Here is a 15,236-nt window from a genome sequence, read left to right as displayed (position 1 = left end):
ATGCATTATATCCAGCAGCCCCAAACCATTGAGGCCAACAGTTTCACCATTATTAGCGACATTATTCGCGAAACGCGTCCTGATTACCGTTTCGCCAGTCCGCTCCATGAGGCCATTATCAAGCGGGTTATTCATACCACCGCCGATTTCGACTGGCTGGACATTTTGTGGTTCTCTGCCGATGCGCTGGAGCAGCTTTGTGATGCGTTACGCCATCCGTGCATTATTTATACCGATACCACGATGGCGCTGTCCGGCATTAATAAAAGATTACTGGCGACGTTTGGCGGCGAGTGTCGCTGTTATATCAGCGATCCGCGCGTAGTGCGCGCCGCAAAAACGCAGGGGATTACCCGTTCAATGGCCGCCGTCGATATCGCTATCGCCGAGGAGGAGAAAAACAAGCTCTTTGTTTTCGGTAATGCGCCGACGGCCCTGTTCCGTTTGCTTGAACATAACGTGACGGTGAGCGGCGTGGTGGGCGTACCGGTAGGGTTTGTCGGCGCGGCGGAGTCCAAAGAGGCGCTCACCCATAGCCATTTCCCCGCGGTTGCCGCGTTAGGGCGTAAAGGCGGCAGTAACGTGGCTGCCGCTATCGTCAATGCGCTGCTCTATCATCTCCGGGAGGCCTGATGAGCGAGCTTTCTTTTGACGCGCCGGTCTGGCACCACGGTAAAGCGTTACGTAAAGGATATACCACCGGTTCCTGCGCGACGGCGGCGGCAAAAGTCGCCGCGCTGATGGTATTGCGTCAACATCTGATTCATCAGGTCTCCATCGTCACGCCGTCGGGCGTCACGCTATGCCTGAACGTGGAGTCGCCGCACATTGAAGGCCAGCAGGCGATAGCCGCAATTCGTAAAGATGGCGGCGATGATGTGGATGCCACGCACGGAATGCTGATTTTTGCCCGCGTTACGCTCAACGACAGCGGTGAGATTACGCTCACTGGCGGCGAAGGTATTGGTACGGTAACGCGTAAAGGGATTGGACTACCGCTCGGGAGCGCCGCCATCAATCGTACGCCACGCCATACCATTGAGTCTGCGGTGCGCGAAGCGATAGGCCCGGCGCGTGGGGCCGATGTGGAGATTTTTGCCCCGGAAGGCGAAGTGCGGGCGCAAAAGACGTATAACTCGCGGCTTGGCATTCTTGGCGGCATTTCCATTATTGGCACTACCGGCATTGTGACGCCGATGTCGGAAGAAAGCTGGAAACGCTCGCTATCGCTGGAACTGGAGATCAAACGGGCGTCAGGATTAACGCGGGTGATACTCGTGCCGGGCAACCACGGCGAACGGTTTGTTCGCGAACAAATGGGCGCCGACACACAGGCGGTCGTCACCATGAGCAATTTTGTCGGCTACATGATTGAAGAGGCGGTACGGCTGGGATTTTGCCAGATAGTGCTGGTGGGGCATCCTGGAAAATTGATCAAAATCGCCGCCGGGATCTTTCATACCCATAGCCATATTGCCGATGCGCGCATGGAAACGCTGGTCGCGCATTTAGCTTTACTGGGCGCGCCGCTGGAGTTACTCACCCTGGTCAGCGATTGCGATACCACCGAAGCGGCAATGGAGCACATTGAAGCATATGGCTTCGGGCATATCTATAACCATCTTGCCAGGCGTATTTGTTTACGAGTCATGCAGATGCTGCGTTTTACCAAAACGCCGCCTGTCTGCGACGCCATCCTGTTTTCTTTTGATAACCATATTCTCGGCAGTAATCGTCCCGTCGACGAGATTGCTAAGGAGCTGCAATGCTAACGGTCGTGGGAATGGGGCCCGCTGGACGGCATTTGATGACGCCTGCGGCGCTGGAAGCGATAGACCACGCCGATGCGCTGGCAGGCGGTAAACGGCATTTGGCGCAGTTTCCGGCGTTTGGCGGCGAACGATTTACGCTGGGCGCGGATATTGGCGCGTTGTTGTCATGGATTGCCGCCCGTCGGGATAAAGGGATCGTGGTGCTGGCCTCCGGCGATCCGCTGTTTTATGGCATCGGTACACGCCTGGTGGCGTATTTTGGTATCGAACAGGTTCGCATTATCCCTGGCATCAGCGCCGTACAGTATCTGTGCGCACAGGCTGGAATTGATATGAATGACATGTGGTTGACCAGTAGCCACGGTCGTTGCGTCAGCTTCGAGCAGTTGGCGAACCATCGCAAAGTGGCGATGGTCACGGATGCCCGCTGCGGGCCGCGAGAAATCGCGCGGGAATTGGTCGCGCGGGGCAAAGGGCATCGCTTAATGGTGATTGGTGAAAATCTGGCGATGGAAAATGAGCGGATCCACTGGCTACCCGTCAGTGCGGTCAACGCCGACTATGAAATGAATGCAGTGGTGATCCTGGATGAAAGATGAGCTTTTTCTGCGCGGCGAGAACGTGCCAATGACCAAAGAGGCGGTACGGGCGCTGGCACTGTCGAAACTTGAGCTCCACCGCGCCAGTCACCTGATTGACGTCGGGGCGGGAACGGGAAGCGTCTCAATTGAAGCGGCGCTGCAATTTCCTTCGTTGCAGGTGACGGCTATCGAGCGTAATCCTGCCGCGCTACGGCTGCTTGATGAGAATCGTCAGCGCTTTGCCTGCGGCAATATCGATATTCTCCCCGGCGAAGCGCCAATGACCATAACCGGGAAAGCCGATGCGGTGTTTATGGGCGGCAGCGGCGGGCATCTGACGGCGCTGATTGACTGGGCGATGGGCCATCTGCATCCCGGTGGCCGTCTGGTGATGACCTTTATCTTGCAGGAAAACCTCCATAGCGCGCTGGCGCATCTTGCGCACATCGGCGCATGTCGAATGGACTGTGTACAGCTTCAGCTTTCATCGTTAACGCCGCTGGGGGCGGGACACTATTTCAAACCGAACAACCCTGTTTTTGTTATCGCCTGTCAGAAGGAAGAAAACCATGTCAGAGACATTTGATCCACGCTGTGTATGGTTCGTCGGCGCCGGGCCGGGCGATCGCGAGCTGATCACGCTTAAAGGCTACCGCCTGCTGCAACAGGCGCAGATAGTTATCTATGCCGGTTCGCTGATCAATACCGAACTGCTGGATTACTGCCCCGCGCAGGCAGAACGCTACGACAGCGCCGAACTGCATCTTGAGCAGATTATCGAGCTGATGGCTGCGGGCGTGAAAGCGGGAAAAACGGTGGTGCGGTTGCAAACGGGCGATGTCTCGCTGTACGGCTCCGTACGTGAGCAAGGCGAAGAGTTAACCCGCCGTGGTATCGACTGGCAGGTAGTGCCTGGCGTCAGCGCGTTTCTCGGCGCTGCGGCGGAGCTGGGTGTGGAATATACCGTACCGGAGGTATCGCAGAGTCTCATTATTACCCGTCTGGAAGGGCGTACGCCAGTACCGGCGCGCGAACAACTGGAGGCGTTCGCCAGTCACCAGACGTCGATGGCGATTTATCTCTCCGTTCAGCGTATTCATCGGGTGGCGGAACGTCTCATTGCCGGCGGTTATCCGGCAACTACGCCTGTCGCAGTCATCTATAAGGCTACCTGGCCGGAAAGTCAGACCGTTCGCGGCACGTTAGCGGATATTAGCGACAAAGTACGTGATGCTGGCATCCGTAAGACGGCGCTAATCCTGGTCGGGAATTTTCTGGGTAAGGAGTATCACTACTCAAGACTTTATGCAGCGGACTTTAGCCATGAATACCGTAAAGCCTGAATCCATTGCGTTGTTTTGCCTGACGCCCGGCGGCGTGGCGCTGGCAAAGAGACTCGCCGCGATGCTGCCGTTAACCTGCTTTACCAGTGAAAAACTGCGGGAAGAGGGATTTATTCCCTTCGATGGCGGATTCGCTAATACCGCCCGGCAGGCTTTTACCACTTATACCGCGCTTATTTTTATTGGCGCGACCGGCATTGCCGTTCGTGTCCTGGCGCCGTTAGTGAACGACAAGTTCAGCGATCCTGCGGTGGTCGTCATTGATGAACGTGGTCAGCATGTCATTAGCCTGCTTTCCGGTCATGCGGGCGGGGCCAATGCCTTGACGCGTTACCTGGCAGGAATGTTAGGCGCCGATCCGGTGATTACCACGGCAACGGATGTCAATGAGATGTCCGCGTTGGACACCTTAGCTTTCCAGCTTAACGCCCGCATGACCGATCTTCGCACGGCGGTAAAAACCGTTAACCAGATGTTGGTCAGTCATCAACGTGTGGGGCTATGGTGGGATGCCGAACTAACGGAAGAGATCGACCAGTGCGATATTCGCGGTTTTATCCCTGTTGATGATTTGCAGCGGCTGCCTGAACTGGATGCGCTTATCTGCGTCTCTTTGCGTAATGACCTCCCTGAGCTTCCCGTACCGCACTGGAAACTGGTGCCCCAGCGCGTGGTGGCGGGAATTGGCTGTCGCCGCGATACGCCATTTCCCCTGTTAGCAACATTACTGGCGCGCCAGCTTGAAGCGCAGAAACTCGATCCGCTGGCGTTAAAAGCGATTGGCAGCGTCACGCTCAAAAAAGGGGAGCCGGGGCTTATTCAGCTCGCCTCCTGCTGCCGCGTGCCTTTTAAAACCTTTACCGCCGAAGCGTTGCGCGAATTCGAACACCATTTTCCCGGTTCTGGCTTCGTCAGAAAAACGGTGGGCGTTGGCAGCGTATCCGGCCCGGCTGCGTGGTTATTAAGCCAGGGACAATTGTTAGGCGAAACCCTGCGCGAACAGGGCGTCACTATTACTTTGGGAGTTTCACACTGATGTTAAGCGTAATCGGAATTGGCCCTGGCTCACAGTCAATGATGACCATGGAAGCGATTGAGGCGTTACAGGCGGCGGAAATCGTCGTGGGCTACAAAACCTACACCCACCTGGTGAAAGCATTCACCGGCGACAAACAGGTGATCAAGACCGGCATGTGTAAGGAAATTGAACGCTGCCAGGCGGCTATTGAACTGGCGCAGGCCGGGCATAACGTAGCGCTGATTAGCAGCGGCGACGCCGGTATTTACGGCATGGCGGGACTGGTGCTGGAGCTGGTGAGCAAGCAGAAGCTGGATGTAGAGGTTCGCCTTATTCCGGGGATGACCGCCAGTATCGCAGCCGCCTCGCTGCTGGGTGCGCCGCTGATGCACGACTTCTGTCATATCAGCCTCAGCGACCTGCTGACGCCGTGGCCGGTGATTGAAAAACGCATTGTTGCCGCAGGCGAAGCCGACTTCGTTATCTGTTTTTACAACCCGCGCAGCCGCGGGCGCGAAGGGCATCTGGCGCGCGCGTTTGACCTGCTTGCCGCCAGTAAAAGCGCGCAAACGCCGGTTGGCGTGGTGAAATCCGCCGGACGTAAGAAAGAGGAAAAATGGCTGACTACGCTCGGCGATATGGATTTTGAACCGGTAGATATGACCAGTCTGGTCATCGTTGGTAATAAAACGACCTATGTTCAGGATGGGCTGATGATAACGCCGCGAGGTTACACGTTGTGAATGAGGGGGAGGTGCTGGTGGTGGGCGGCACCAGCGATGCGCGCGCGTTATGCCGACAACTGGATGCGGCGAACGTCGCGTACACCTTATCCGTGGCGACGCCAGCCGGAAAAGCGCTGGCGGGCGACATTAAAGGACAGGTGCGCTGTGGTCGTCTGGAGTACGGGCAGATGGTCGCCTGGCTAAAAGAAAACCGTACTCGCTGGGTAATAGATGCATCGCATCCTTATGCAGAAATGGTCAGCCATAACCTCCTTCGCGCCTGTGAAACGGCAGGCGTGTTGTTAAGTCGTTATCAGCGTCCGGAGCAGCTTAGCAATCTGACGCATCCGCTTCTCTATACGGCGCGCAGTATTGCCGATGCCTGCGAGATAGCGAGGCGTTTTGGTCCGCGCGTGTTACTGACGACCGGCAGTAAAGATCTGGCCGTCTGGCGTGCCGGGCTGGCGGAAAAAACGTTGCTGGCGCGCGTACTGCCCGTGGCGGAGGTGATTCAACGCTGCAGCGAACTGGGGTTCGGCGTTGGAGAAATTTTCGCTCTGTGTGGGCCGTTCAGCGCTGATTTTAACGCCGCGTTTTACCGCCAGTGCCGGGCTGACGTGGTCATTACCAAAGCGTCCGGCGCGGAGGGGGGATATCAGGAAAAAGTTCAGCCCTGTCTGGATGCGGGCATTCCCTGCATCGTTATTGCGCGCCCGACGCCGCTCGTGACGGGTGATGAGTTACTGGAAAGCCAGGCCGCCTTTGCGCAGCGTTTATCGCGCTGGCTGGCCGCAGCTAAGGAGTAAAAATGAAAAAAGCGCTTCTGGTGGTCAGTTTTGGCACCAGCTATCACGACACCTGTGAAAAAAACATTGTGGCGTGCGAACGTGATCTGGCGGCGTCCTGTCCCGATCGCGACCTGTTTCGCGCCTTCACTTCCGGAATGATCATTCGCAAGCTTCGCCAGCGTGACGGTATCGACATCGATACGCCATTACAGGCTTTGCAAAAGCTTGCCGCACAGGGATATCAGGACGTGGCGATTCAGTCGTTGCACATTATTAACGGCGACGAATATGAAAAAATTGTCCGTGAAGTACAACTCTTGCGTCCGTTATTCACTCGCCTGACGCTGGGCGTGCCGCTGCTGAGCAGCCATAACGATTATGTGCAGCTAATGCAGGCGTTGCGACAACAGATGCCATCGCTCAGACAAACGGAGAAAGTCGTTTTTATGGGCCACGGCGCCAGCCATCACGCATTCGCAGCTTATGCCTGTCTCGATCATATGATGACCGCGCAGCGCTTCCCGGCGCGCGTCGGCGCCGTAGAAAGCTACCCGGAGGTCGACATTCTGATCGACAGCCTGCGTGACGAAGGCGTCACCGGCGTACATTTGATGCCATTAATGCTGGTGGCGGGCGATCACGCCATTAATGATATGGCTTCAGACGACGGCGACTCATGGAAAATGCGCTTTAACGCGGCGGGCATTCCGGCGACGCCGTGGCTGAGCGGGCTGGGAGAAAACCCGGCTATCCGGGCGATGTTTGTCGCGCATTTGCACCAGGCGCTGAACATGGCGGTAGAGGAGGCGGCATGAACGGTAAATTATACGCATTAAGCACCGGGCCAGGCGCGCCCGACCTGATAACCGTCCGCGCAGCGCGGATTCTTGGCTCGCTGGACATTCTGTATGCGCCCGCCGGTCGTAAGGGGGGCGATAGTCTGGCGCTGTCGATTGTGCGCGACTATCTCGGCGAGCAGACGGAAGTACGTTGTTGCCATTTCCCTATGAGCGCTGACGGCGCCGAGAAAGAAGCGGTCTGGAACGAGGTTGCCGCCGCGCTTACCGCAGAGGTGGAAGCAGGTAAACAGGTCGGTTTTATTACCCTGGGCGATGCGATGCTATTCAGTACCTGGATTTTTTTACTCCAGCGAATCGGCTGCCCGGAGTGGCTGGAGATTGTCCCCGGCGTCACGTCCTTCGCCGCGATAGCCGCCCGCGCGAAAATGCCGCTCGCCATAGAACGGCAATCGCTGGCGGTTATTTCTTGTACCGCGCCGGAAGCGGAAATAGCCCAGGCGCTACAACAGCATGATAGCCTGGTGTTGATGAAAGTGTATGGCCGGTTCGCCCGTATTAAAGCTTTGCTGGCGCAGGCTGGCCTGCTGGAATGCGCCTTAATGATGTCCGAGGCCACACTGCCCGGCGAGCAGTGCTGGCGCCATCTCCACGAGGTCAACGATGATCGACCGTTGCCCTATTTTTCGACCATTCTGGTCAATAAACAGTGGGAGTATGCAGAATGAAACTTGAACAGCAGCTTCGACAGTTGTCTTTCAGTGGACTGGCTGCAGCGCTATTGCTGATGGTTGTCCCGCAACAGGCGTTTGCGATGCATATCATGGAGGGCTTTTTACCGCCAGTGTGGGCGCTGGCCTGGTGGTTACTGTTTTTACCCTGCTTGTGGTATGGACTGGTGCGCTTACGGCGTATTGTGCAGGAGGATAATCATCAGAAGGTACTGCTGGCGCTGTGCGGCGCGTTTATTTTTGTCCTGTCCGCGCTCAAAATTCCGTCGGTAACGGGGAGTTGTTCACATCCGACCGGCGTTGGTCTGGCGGTTATCTTGTTCGGGCCCGGGGTGGTGGCGATTCTCGGCGCGGTTGTGCTGTTGTTTCAGGCGCTATTGCTGGCGCACGGTGGCCTGACGACGCTTGGCGCAAATGGAATGTCGATGGCGGTGATTGGCCCGGTTGTCGGTTATCTGGTGTGGAAAATGGCCTGCCGTGCCGGACTGCGCCGTGATGTCGCCGTTTTTCTGTGCGCGATGCTGGCGGATTTGGCGACCTATTTTGTGACTTCAGTCCAGCTTGGCGTTGCGTTTCCCGATCCCCATGCCGGAGCGACAGGGTCTGTTGTGAAGTTTATGGGGATTTTCTGCCTCACACAGATTCCTGTCGCCATTGCCGAAGGTTTATTAACCGTCATGATTTATGACCAGTTAACCAAACGGCAAGTGATTACCGTACAAGGACATTAAAATGAAAAAAACGTTGATGTTGTTAGCGATGGTGGTGGCGCTGGTGATTCTGCCGTTTTTTATTAACCATGGCGGTGAATATGGCGGTTCAGACGGCGAAGCGGAAAGCCAGATTCAGGCTATTGCGCCGCAGTATAAACCCTGGTTTCAGCCGTTATATGAACCTGCCAGCGGTGAAATTGAAAGCCTGCTGTTTACCCTTCAGGGCTCTCTTGGCGCGGCGGTGATTTTTTATATCCTGGGGTATTGCAAAGGTAAACAACGCCGTGATGACCGGGCTTGATCGACTCAGCTATCAAAGCCGCTGGGCACACGTTGCGCCGCAGCGCAAGTTTTTGCTGTGGCTGGCGATGATGATACTGGCGTTTGTTCTGCCGCCTGTAGGGCAGGGCATTGAGCTGCTGATCATTGCCGGATTGAGCTGTTGGCTATTGCGCATATCCCTCTGGCGCTGGTGTCGATGGATGGCGATACCTTTTGGATTTTTGTTGGTCGGCGTGATAACGATTATCTTCAGCATCAGCCGCGAGCCGCAAATGCTGCTGGCTGGCATATCTGTCGGGCCGTACTGGATCGGGATTACCCGTGCGGGCGTGGTCACGGCGAATGACACGTTCTGGCGTAGCCTGACGGCGCTGTCCGCGACGTTGTGGCTGGTGATGAACCTACCGTTTCCGCAGTTAATTAGCTTGCTTAAGCGCGCGCATATTCCACGCCTGCTTACCGAGCAAATCCTGTTAACGTGGCGCTTTCTCTTTATTCTTCTGGATGAGGCGGTGGCAATTCGTCGCGCGCAAACGCTGCGTTTTGGTTATTGCAGCCTGCCGAACGGCTATCGATCTCTGGCAATGCTGACTGGACTCCTGTTTACGCGGGTGTTAATGCGTTATCAGCAAATGACCACCACGCTGGATATCAAACTGTATCAGGGTGATTTTCACCTGTAAGGACTATTATGCTTGCCACTTCAGACCTGTGGTTCCGATATCAGGATGAGCCGGTACTTAAAGGGTTAAATCTGGATTTTTCGCTCTCGCCTGTTACCGGTTTGGTGGGCGCGAACGGCTGTGGGAAGTCTACGCTTTTTATGAACCTGAGCGGCCTGTTGCGTCCGCAAAAAGGAGCCGTGTTGTGGCAGGGAAAACCGCTGGATTACAGCAAGCGCGGACTACTGGCGCTGCGCCAGCAAGTTGCGACGGTTTTTCAGGACCCTGAACAGCAGATTTTTTATACTGATATCGATAGCGATATTGCGTTTAGTTTACGTAATTTGGGGGTGCCGGAAGCGGAAATCACGCGCCGCGTCGACGAGGCGCTAACGCTGGTTGACGCCCAACATTTTCGCCATCAGCCCATTCAGTGTTTGAGTCATGGGCAAAAAAAGCGTGTGGCTATCGCCGGAGCGCTGGTGCTACAGGCGCGCTATCTATTGCTGGATGAACCCACTGCTGGTCTCGATCCCGCTGGGCGCACTCAGATGCTTGCTATCATCAGGCGGATTGTGGCGCAGGGAAATCATGTCATTATCTCCAGCCATGATATCGATCTTATTTATGAAATTAGCGATGCCGTATACGTGTTACGCCAGGGCCAGATCCTGACGCATGGCGCGCCTGGCGAGGTTTTCGCGTGTACGGAAGCGATGGAACAAGCGGGGCTAACCCAGCCCTGGCTGGTCAAACTTCATACTCAACTGGGACTGCCGCTGTGTAAAACAGAAACGGAGTTTTTTCATCGAATGCAAAAGTACGCATTCAGGGAGGTGTCATGACGCAGGCAGTTATGTTGCAGGGGACGGCATCCGACGTCGGCAAAAGTGTGCTGGCGGCGGGTTTATGCCGCATTTTTTATCAGGATGGTCTGCGTACCGCGCCGTTTAAATCGCAGAATATGGCGCTTAATTCTGGTATTACGCCGGATGGTAAAGAGATGGGGCGGGCGCAGATTTTTCAGGCGGAAGCCGCGGGGATCACGCCAGATGTGCGTATGAACCCGGTGCTGCTCAAACCGACCAGCGATCGCCAGGCGCAGGTCGTGCTGATGGGGAAAGTGGCGACCAATATGGATGCGGTGAGTTACCATGACTATAAACCGCGTTTGCGTGAGCAAATCCTTGCGGTCTATAACAGCCTGGCGCAGGAATATGACGTTATTGTGCTGGAAGGCGCCGGAAGCCCGGCGGAAATCAATCTGCGCGATCGCGATATCGTCAATATGGGAATGGCGGAAATGGCCCAGTGTCCGGTTATTCTGGTGGCGGATATCGACCGGGGCGGCGTATTCGCCGCCATTTATGGCACGCTGGCGCTGCTGCATAAACAGGAGCGTGACAGAGTAAAGGGCGTCATTATCAACAAATTCCGCGGCGACGTGGCGCTACTCTATTCCGGTATCGAACAAATCGAATCGCTTACCGGCGTCCCGGTCCTGGGAGTGATGCCATGGCTGGATGTGGATCTGGAAGATGAAGATGGCGTCGCGCTGCAAAACGATAAATATCGCGGTAACGCCCCCCGTGATATCACTATTGCCATTGTGCAACTGCCACATATTTCTAACTTTACGGATTTTAACGCTCTGGCGGCGCAGCCGGATGTGCGCATACGCTATATTCGCCGCCCGGAAGCGTTGACTGACGCTGATCTGGTGATCCTGCCGGGCAGTAAGAATACGCTGAGCGACCTCGCCTGGCTGCGCGAAAGCGGGATGGCGGATGCGGTATTGCAGACACATCGGCAGGGCGTGCCGGTGATGGGGATTTGCGGCGGCTACCAGATGCTGGGCGACACCATTGTGGATGAGGTGGAGTCGGGGCTGGGTACGCAGCCGGGCCTGGGGCTGCTTAATACAATCACTCGCTTTGCACAGGATAAAACCACGACGCAGGTTAACGCGACAATGTCAGGCGAGCTGCCCGGCTGGCTGGCTGCCGCGGCGGGGCTACCGGTACGCGGTTATGAAATTCACATGGGGGAAACGGTGCTACAGGAAGGATGCTGTACGGCCATGACGTTACAGAAAAATGGATGCTCTGTGGCGGATGGCGCGGTCACCGCCGACGGACTGGCGTTTGGCACTTACCTTCACGGCCTGTTTGACAGCGATGCGTTTACCCGTGCGGTGGTCAATGGGTTACGGGTGCGAAAAGGGCTTGCGCCGTGGGAAACGACTTTTTGTTATGCGGAGCATAAAGCGCGGCAATTTGATCTGCTGGCGGAAGCGATGCGGCAACATATTGATATTGATAAAATTTATACCATCATGCAACAACATCAGGAGCCGGTATGATGATTCTGGTGACGGGCGGGGCGCGTAGTGGTAAAAGCCGTCATGCTGAAGCCTTAATTGGCGATGCGCCGCAGGTACTGTATATCGCCACCTCGCAGATTCTTGATGACGAGATGGCGGCGAGAATTCAGCATCATAAAGATGGCAGGCCGGCACACTGGCGGACCGCAGAATGCTGGCGGCATCTTGATACGTTGATTACCGCGGATCTTGCCCCTGACGACGCGATTTTGCTGGAATGTATTACCACCATGGTGACGAATCTGCTGTTTGCGCTGGGAGGCGAAAACGATCCCGAACAATGGGATTATGCGGCGATGGAGCGCGCCATTGACGATGAAATTCAGATTTTAATTGCAGCCTGCCAGCGCTGCCCGGCGAAAGTGGTACTGGTGACAAATGAGGTGGGAATGGGGATCGTCCCGGAAAACCGTCTGGCGCGCCATTTTCGTGATATTGCCGGTCGGGTCAACCAACGACTGGCGGCAGCGGCGGATGAGGTCTGGCTGGTGGTCTCAGGTATTGGAGTCAAAATTAAATGAGTAAGCTGTTTTGGGCCATGCTCGCTTTTATTAGCCGCTTGCCCGTGCCGTCACGCTGGTCGCAGGGACTGGATTTCGAGCAGTATTCGCGTGGGATCGTGATGTTTCCCTTTATCGGGTTGATTCTGGGAGGGGTAAGCGGCCTGATTTTCATCCTCCTGCAACCCTGGTGCGGTATTCCGCTAGCGGCGTTGTTCTGTATTCTGGCGCTGGCGCTGCTGACCGGTGGTTTTCACCTGGATGGGCTGGCCGATACCTGCGATGGCATTTTTTCCGCGCGCCGCCGTGAGCGAATGCTGGAGATTATGCGCGATAGTCGTCTGGGAACCCATGGCGGGCTGGCGCTTATTTTTGTGCTACTGGCAAAAATTCTGGTGGTCAGCGAACTGGCGTTACGTGGAACGCCAATGTTGGCGGCGTTGGCGGCGGCCTGTGCGGCTGGGCGCGGCAGCGCCGTTTTATTGATGTACCGTCATCGCTACGCCCGTGAAGAGGGGCTTGGCAATGTATTTATCGGTAAAGTCAGCGGACGGCAAACCTGCATTACTCTGGGATTGGCGGTAATCGTCGCCACGGTATTACTGCCTGGTATGCAAGGGTTGGCCGCAATGGTGGTCACATGCGCGGCGATTTTCATCCTTGGCCAGTTGCTTAAACGTACGCTTGGCGGTCAAACCGGCGATACGCTGGGCGCGGCGATCGAACTTGGCGAACTGATCTTTCTGCTGGCTCTGTTATGAGCCGATTATTACGGACGAGACATCTTATGCAGACACTACACGCTTTACTCCGTGACATTCCTGCGCCGGACGCCGAGGCGATGGCGCGTGCGCAGCAACATATTGACGGCCTGCTCAAACCGCCGGGCAGCCTGGGCAGACTGGAGGCCTTAGCCGTTCAGCTCGCGGGAATGCCGGGGCTTAACGGTACGCCGCAGGTAGGTGAAAAGGCGATGCTGGTGATGTGCGCCGACCATGGCGTCTGGGATGAAGGCGTAGCGGTTTCGCCCAAAATCGTGACGGCGATTCAGGCGGCGAATATGACGCGGGGAACAACCGGCGTATGCGTGCTTGCCGCTCAGGCTGGTGCGAAGGTGCATGTCATTGATGTCGGTATTGATGCCGAACCTATTCCTGGCGTAGTTGATATGCGCGTCGCGCGCGGCTGCGGAAATATTGCCGTTGGCCCGGCGATGAGTCGCTCGCAGGCTGAAGCGCTTTTGTTGGAGGTTTCCCGCTACACCTGCGACCTGGCGCAACGCGGCGTGACCTTATTTGGCGTAGGGGAGCTGGGAATGGCGAACACCACGCCAGCCGCCGCGATGGTCAGCGTTTTTACAGGAAGTGATGCAAAAGAGGTGGTGGGGATTGGCGCGAATCTTCCGCCTTCCCGCATCGATAATAAAGTGGACGTCGTGCGGCGGGCGATTGCGATTAATCAGCCCAATCCGCGCGATGGCATTGATGTGTTGTCGAAGGTGGGTGGTTTCGATCTGGTCGGGATGACCGGCGTGATGCTTGGTGCGGCAAGGTGTGGCTTACCCGTATTGCTGGATGGCTTTCTTTCCTACTCGGCAGCGCTGGCGGCCTGTCAGATTGCGCCTGCGGTGAGACCTTATCTGATCCCGTCGCACTTTTCGGCGGAAAAGGGTGCCCGCATCGCGCTCGCGCATTTGTCTATGGAACCCTATTTGCATATGGCGATGCGGTTAGGTGAAGGAAGCGGCGCGGCGCTGGCTATGCCGATCGTGGAAGCCGCGTGCGCCATGTTCCACAATATGGGGGAGTTAGCGGCCAGTAATATTGTCCTGCCGGAGGGGAACGCAAGCGCAACATAACCCGGGCGCACAACACCAGCCATGTGAGAAAAAAGCTATACTTAACGCACACCTGCCGCGACAAAGGAAGGGATATAATGCGTCGTATCACACCTTTTTTTCCGTTTTTCGTCTTGTTGGTAAGCCATTTCTCGCTGGCTATAAGCTATCCGTTGCCGCCCGAAGGCAGTCGTCTGGTAGGACAGCCTGTCACAATCGCCGTACCGCAGAACAATACTCAGCCCTTAGAGTCATTTGCCGCCCGCTATGGTCAGGGGCTGAGTAATATGCTTGAAGCGAATCCCGGCGTGGATGTGTTTTTACCTCAGTCTGGTTCCACACTGGTAGTGCCGCAGCAGTTGATTCTGCCTGACACCGTTCGTGAAGGTATTGTGGTAAACGTCGCCGAGATGCGCCTTTATTATTATCCCGCAGGCACGAATACGGTTGAGGTGCTTCCCATTGGTATTGGTCAGGCTGGCCGTGAAACGCCGCGCAACTGGGTAACTGCGGTTGAACGCAAACAAGATGGCCCAGTTTGGGTGCCAACGGCTAATACGCGTCGGGAATATGCTAAAGAGGGAAAAACGCTGCCCGCGATGGTGCCTGCGGGGCCGGATAACCCTATGGGGCTATACGCAATATATATCGGCAGGTTATATGCCATCCATGGCACTAACGCTAACTTTGGCATTGGCCTTCGCGTCAGTCAGGGCTGTATCCGTTTACGCAATGACGATATTAAATATTTATTCGACCATGTTCCTGTAGGAACCCGCGTTCAGATTATCGACAGGCCCGTTAAATTTTCGGTAGAGCCGGATGGCAGTCGTTGGCTGGAGGTACACGAACCGCTTTCTCGCAACCGTGCTGAATTTGAGTCAGACAAAAAAGTTCCATTGCCCGTTACGCCAGTGCTGCGCACGTTTATCAAAGGGGATGGCGTTGATACTTCGCGGGTTAATGAGGTGCTGGAGCGCCGTTCCGGAATGCCGGTCAACATTAGCGCAGGCAGGTCTGGCCTTTAAATATCCTGCCATATTGCTGGTTTTCATGGGCTGGAGCATCTGTATTAGTAGTGAGTGTCATGGCAGGGGCTCCATT

19 protein-coding genes are annotated in these 15,236 nt (G+C 56.0%); all 19 read left to right on the top strand.

Annotated features, from left to right (window positions below):
• The 19 genes from ACLJQD_RS10750 (at nucleotide 1) to ldtA (ending at nucleotide 15,160) form a co-directional block, all read left to right on the top strand.
• Complete coding sequence (locus ACLJQD_RS10750) at nucleotides 1-633, top strand: cobalt-precorrin-8 methylmutase (protein ID WP_000558987.1); 633 nt, start codon at nucleotides 1-3, stop codon at nucleotides 631-633.
• Nucleotides 633-1,772 (top strand): cobalt-precorrin-5B (C(1))-methyltransferase CbiD, encoded by a 1,140-nt coding sequence (cbiD, locus tag ACLJQD_RS10745; RefSeq protein ID WP_017441816.1) that lies wholly within the window; start codon nucleotides 633-635, stop codon nucleotides 1,770-1,772. The genes ACLJQD_RS10750 and cbiD overlap by 1 nt, the downstream gene beginning before the upstream one ends.
• On the top strand, nucleotides 1,766-2,371 hold the full coding sequence (locus ACLJQD_RS10740; RefSeq protein ID WP_017441817.1) for a cobalt-precorrin-7 (C(5))-methyltransferase: 606 nt from the start codon (nucleotides 1,766-1,768) through the stop codon (nucleotides 2,369-2,371). Before cbiD ends, ACLJQD_RS10740 begins: the two co-directional genes overlap by 7 nt.
• Entirely contained in the window at nucleotides 2,361-2,939 is a 579-nt protein-coding gene (locus ACLJQD_RS10735) for a decarboxylating cobalt-precorrin-6B (C(15))-methyltransferase (RefSeq protein ID WP_000650985.1), read from the top strand. The genes ACLJQD_RS10740 and ACLJQD_RS10735 overlap by 11 nt, the downstream gene beginning before the upstream one ends.
• A complete protein-coding gene (locus ACLJQD_RS10730) occupies nucleotides 2,923-3,696 on the top strand; it encodes a cobalt-precorrin-4 methyltransferase (RefSeq protein WP_000004859.1) in 774 nt (257 codons plus the stop codon). The genes ACLJQD_RS10735 and ACLJQD_RS10730 overlap by 17 nt, the downstream gene beginning before the upstream one ends.
• The gene (gene cbiG, locus ACLJQD_RS10725) at nucleotides 3,677-4,732 is read left to right on the top strand and encodes a cobalt-precorrin 5A hydrolase (RefSeq protein ID WP_017441818.1); all 1,056 of its coding nucleotides are present in this window, start codon (nucleotides 3,677-3,679) and stop codon (nucleotides 4,730-4,732) included. Before ACLJQD_RS10730 ends, cbiG begins: the two co-directional genes overlap by 20 nt.
• Nucleotides 4,732-5,457 (top strand): precorrin-3B C(17)-methyltransferase, encoded by a 726-nt coding sequence (locus ACLJQD_RS10720; RefSeq protein WP_017441819.1) that lies wholly within the window; start codon nucleotides 4,732-4,734, stop codon nucleotides 5,455-5,457. Before cbiG ends, ACLJQD_RS10720 begins: the two co-directional genes overlap by 1 nt.
• Nucleotides 5,454-6,245: a cobalt-precorrin-6A reductase gene (locus ACLJQD_RS10715; RefSeq protein ID WP_001001985.1), complete on the top strand. Its 792-nt coding sequence runs from the start codon at nucleotides 5,454-5,456 to the stop codon at nucleotides 6,243-6,245. Before ACLJQD_RS10720 ends, ACLJQD_RS10715 begins: the two co-directional genes overlap by 4 nt.
• 2 nt (nucleotides 6,246-6,247) lie before the next feature.
• Nucleotides 6,248-7,042, top strand: a complete 795-nt coding sequence (gene cbiK / locus ACLJQD_RS10710) for a sirohydrochlorin cobaltochelatase (protein WP_000709784.1) — start codon at nucleotides 6,248-6,250, stop codon at nucleotides 7,040-7,042.
• Nucleotides 7,039-7,752 carry a cobalt-factor II C(20)-methyltransferase gene (locus ACLJQD_RS10705; protein ID WP_001013552.1) on the top strand — a complete coding sequence of 238 codons (714 nt, stop codon included), beginning with the start codon at nucleotides 7,039-7,041 and terminating at the stop codon, nucleotides 7,750-7,752. Before cbiK ends, ACLJQD_RS10705 begins: the two co-directional genes overlap by 4 nt.
• Nucleotides 7,749-8,486 carry a cobalt ECF transporter S component CbiM gene (gene cbiM / locus ACLJQD_RS10700; RefSeq protein ID WP_000764336.1) on the top strand — a complete coding sequence of 246 codons (738 nt, stop codon included), beginning with the start codon at nucleotides 7,749-7,751 and terminating at the stop codon, nucleotides 8,484-8,486. The genes ACLJQD_RS10705 and cbiM overlap by 4 nt, the downstream gene beginning before the upstream one ends.
• 1 nt (nucleotide 8,487) lies before the next feature.
• Nucleotides 8,488-8,769, top strand: coding sequence for an energy-coupling factor ABC transporter substrate-binding protein (locus tag ACLJQD_RS10695; RefSeq protein ID WP_000753212.1), 282 nt, complete (start codon nucleotides 8,488-8,490; stop codon nucleotides 8,767-8,769).
• Nucleotides 8,756-9,433 carry an energy-coupling factor ABC transporter transmembrane protein gene (locus tag ACLJQD_RS10690; protein ID WP_017441820.1) on the top strand — a complete coding sequence of 226 codons (678 nt, stop codon included), beginning with the start codon at nucleotides 8,756-8,758 and terminating at the stop codon, nucleotides 9,431-9,433. Before ACLJQD_RS10695 ends, ACLJQD_RS10690 begins: the two co-directional genes overlap by 14 nt.
• Nucleotides 9,434-9,441: 8 nt before the next feature.
• Nucleotides 9,442-10,257, top strand: a complete 816-nt coding sequence (locus ACLJQD_RS10685) for an energy-coupling factor ABC transporter ATP-binding protein (RefSeq protein ID WP_017441821.1) — start codon at nucleotides 9,442-9,444, stop codon at nucleotides 10,255-10,257.
• Entirely contained in the window at nucleotides 10,254-11,774 is a 1,521-nt protein-coding gene (locus ACLJQD_RS10680) for a cobyric acid synthase (RefSeq protein WP_017441822.1), read from the top strand. Before ACLJQD_RS10685 ends, ACLJQD_RS10680 begins: the two co-directional genes overlap by 4 nt.
• Nucleotides 11,771-12,316: a bifunctional adenosylcobinamide kinase/adenosylcobinamide-phosphate guanylyltransferase gene (gene cobU / locus ACLJQD_RS10675; RefSeq protein WP_000973145.1), complete on the top strand. Its 546-nt coding sequence runs from the start codon at nucleotides 11,771-11,773 to the stop codon at nucleotides 12,314-12,316. The genes ACLJQD_RS10680 and cobU overlap by 4 nt, the downstream gene beginning before the upstream one ends.
• Nucleotides 12,313-13,056, top strand: coding sequence for an adenosylcobinamide-GDP ribazoletransferase (gene cobS, locus ACLJQD_RS10670; RefSeq protein WP_000039997.1), 744 nt, complete (start codon nucleotides 12,313-12,315; stop codon nucleotides 13,054-13,056). The genes cobU and cobS overlap by 4 nt, the downstream gene beginning before the upstream one ends.
• A gap of 26 nt (nucleotides 13,057-13,082) precedes the next feature.
• Nucleotides 13,083-14,153: a nicotinate-nucleotide--dimethylbenzimidazole phosphoribosyltransferase gene (gene cobT / locus ACLJQD_RS10665; RefSeq protein ID WP_017441823.1), complete on the top strand. Its 1,071-nt coding sequence runs from the start codon at nucleotides 13,083-13,085 to the stop codon at nucleotides 14,151-14,153.
• Nucleotides 14,154-14,230: 77 nt separating this feature from the next.
• Nucleotides 14,231-15,160, top strand: coding sequence for a L,D-transpeptidase (gene ldtA / locus ACLJQD_RS10660; RefSeq protein ID WP_017441824.1), 930 nt, complete (start codon nucleotides 14,231-14,233; stop codon nucleotides 15,158-15,160).
• Nucleotides 15,161-15,236 lie beyond the last annotated feature (76 nt).

It is taken from the genome of Salmonella sp. SAL04214 (assembly GCF_046550615.1).
GTDB classification, from domain to species: domain Bacteria; phylum Pseudomonadota; class Gammaproteobacteria; order Enterobacterales; family Enterobacteriaceae; genus Salmonella; species Salmonella enterica.
This window is presented reverse-complemented; position numbering and strand designations above follow the sequence as displayed.

Excerpts from the sequence above, each read along its gene's own strand:
- ACLJQD_RS10750 (WP_000558987.1), top strand. The coding sequence starts at position 1 with ATGCATTATATCCAGCAGCCCCAAACCATTGAGGCCAACAGTTTCACC.
- cbiD (WP_017441816.1), top strand. The coding sequence starts at position 633 with ATGAGCGAGCTTTCTTTTGACGCGCCGGTCTGGCACCACGGTAAAGCG.
- ACLJQD_RS10740 (WP_017441817.1), top strand. The coding sequence starts at position 1,766 with ATGCTAACGGTCGTGGGAATGGGGCCCGCTGGACGGCATTTGATGACG.
- ACLJQD_RS10735 (WP_000650985.1), top strand. The coding sequence starts at position 2,361 with ATGAAAGATGAGCTTTTTCTGCGCGGCGAGAACGTGCCAATGACCAAA.
- ACLJQD_RS10730 (WP_000004859.1), top strand. The coding sequence starts at position 2,923 with ATGTCAGAGACATTTGATCCACGCTGTGTATGGTTCGTCGGCGCCGGG.
- cbiG (WP_017441818.1), top strand. The coding sequence starts at position 3,677 with ATGAATACCGTAAAGCCTGAATCCATTGCGTTGTTTTGCCTGACGCCC.
- ACLJQD_RS10720 (WP_017441819.1), top strand. The coding sequence starts at position 4,732 with ATGTTAAGCGTAATCGGAATTGGCCCTGGCTCACAGTCAATGATGACC.
- cbiK (WP_000709784.1), top strand. The coding sequence starts at position 6,248 with ATGAAAAAAGCGCTTCTGGTGGTCAGTTTTGGCACCAGCTATCACGAC.
- ACLJQD_RS10705 (WP_001013552.1), top strand. The coding sequence starts at position 7,039 with ATGAACGGTAAATTATACGCATTAAGCACCGGGCCAGGCGCGCCCGAC.
- cbiM (WP_000764336.1), top strand. The coding sequence starts at position 7,749 with ATGAAACTTGAACAGCAGCTTCGACAGTTGTCTTTCAGTGGACTGGCT.
- ACLJQD_RS10695 (WP_000753212.1), top strand. The coding sequence starts at position 8,488 with ATGAAAAAAACGTTGATGTTGTTAGCGATGGTGGTGGCGCTGGTGATT.
- ACLJQD_RS10690 (WP_017441820.1), top strand. The coding sequence starts at position 8,756 with ATGACCGGGCTTGATCGACTCAGCTATCAAAGCCGCTGGGCACACGTT.
- ACLJQD_RS10685 (WP_017441821.1), top strand. The coding sequence starts at position 9,442 with ATGCTTGCCACTTCAGACCTGTGGTTCCGATATCAGGATGAGCCGGTA.
- ACLJQD_RS10680 (WP_017441822.1), top strand. The coding sequence starts at position 10,254 with ATGACGCAGGCAGTTATGTTGCAGGGGACGGCATCCGACGTCGGCAAA.
- cobU (WP_000973145.1), top strand. The coding sequence starts at position 11,771 with ATGATGATTCTGGTGACGGGCGGGGCGCGTAGTGGTAAAAGCCGTCAT.
- cobS (WP_000039997.1), top strand. The coding sequence starts at position 12,313 with ATGAGTAAGCTGTTTTGGGCCATGCTCGCTTTTATTAGCCGCTTGCCC.
- cobT (WP_017441823.1), top strand. The coding sequence starts at position 13,083 with ATGCAGACACTACACGCTTTACTCCGTGACATTCCTGCGCCGGACGCC.
- ldtA (WP_017441824.1), top strand. The coding sequence starts at position 14,231 with ATGCGTCGTATCACACCTTTTTTTCCGTTTTTCGTCTTGTTGGTAAGC.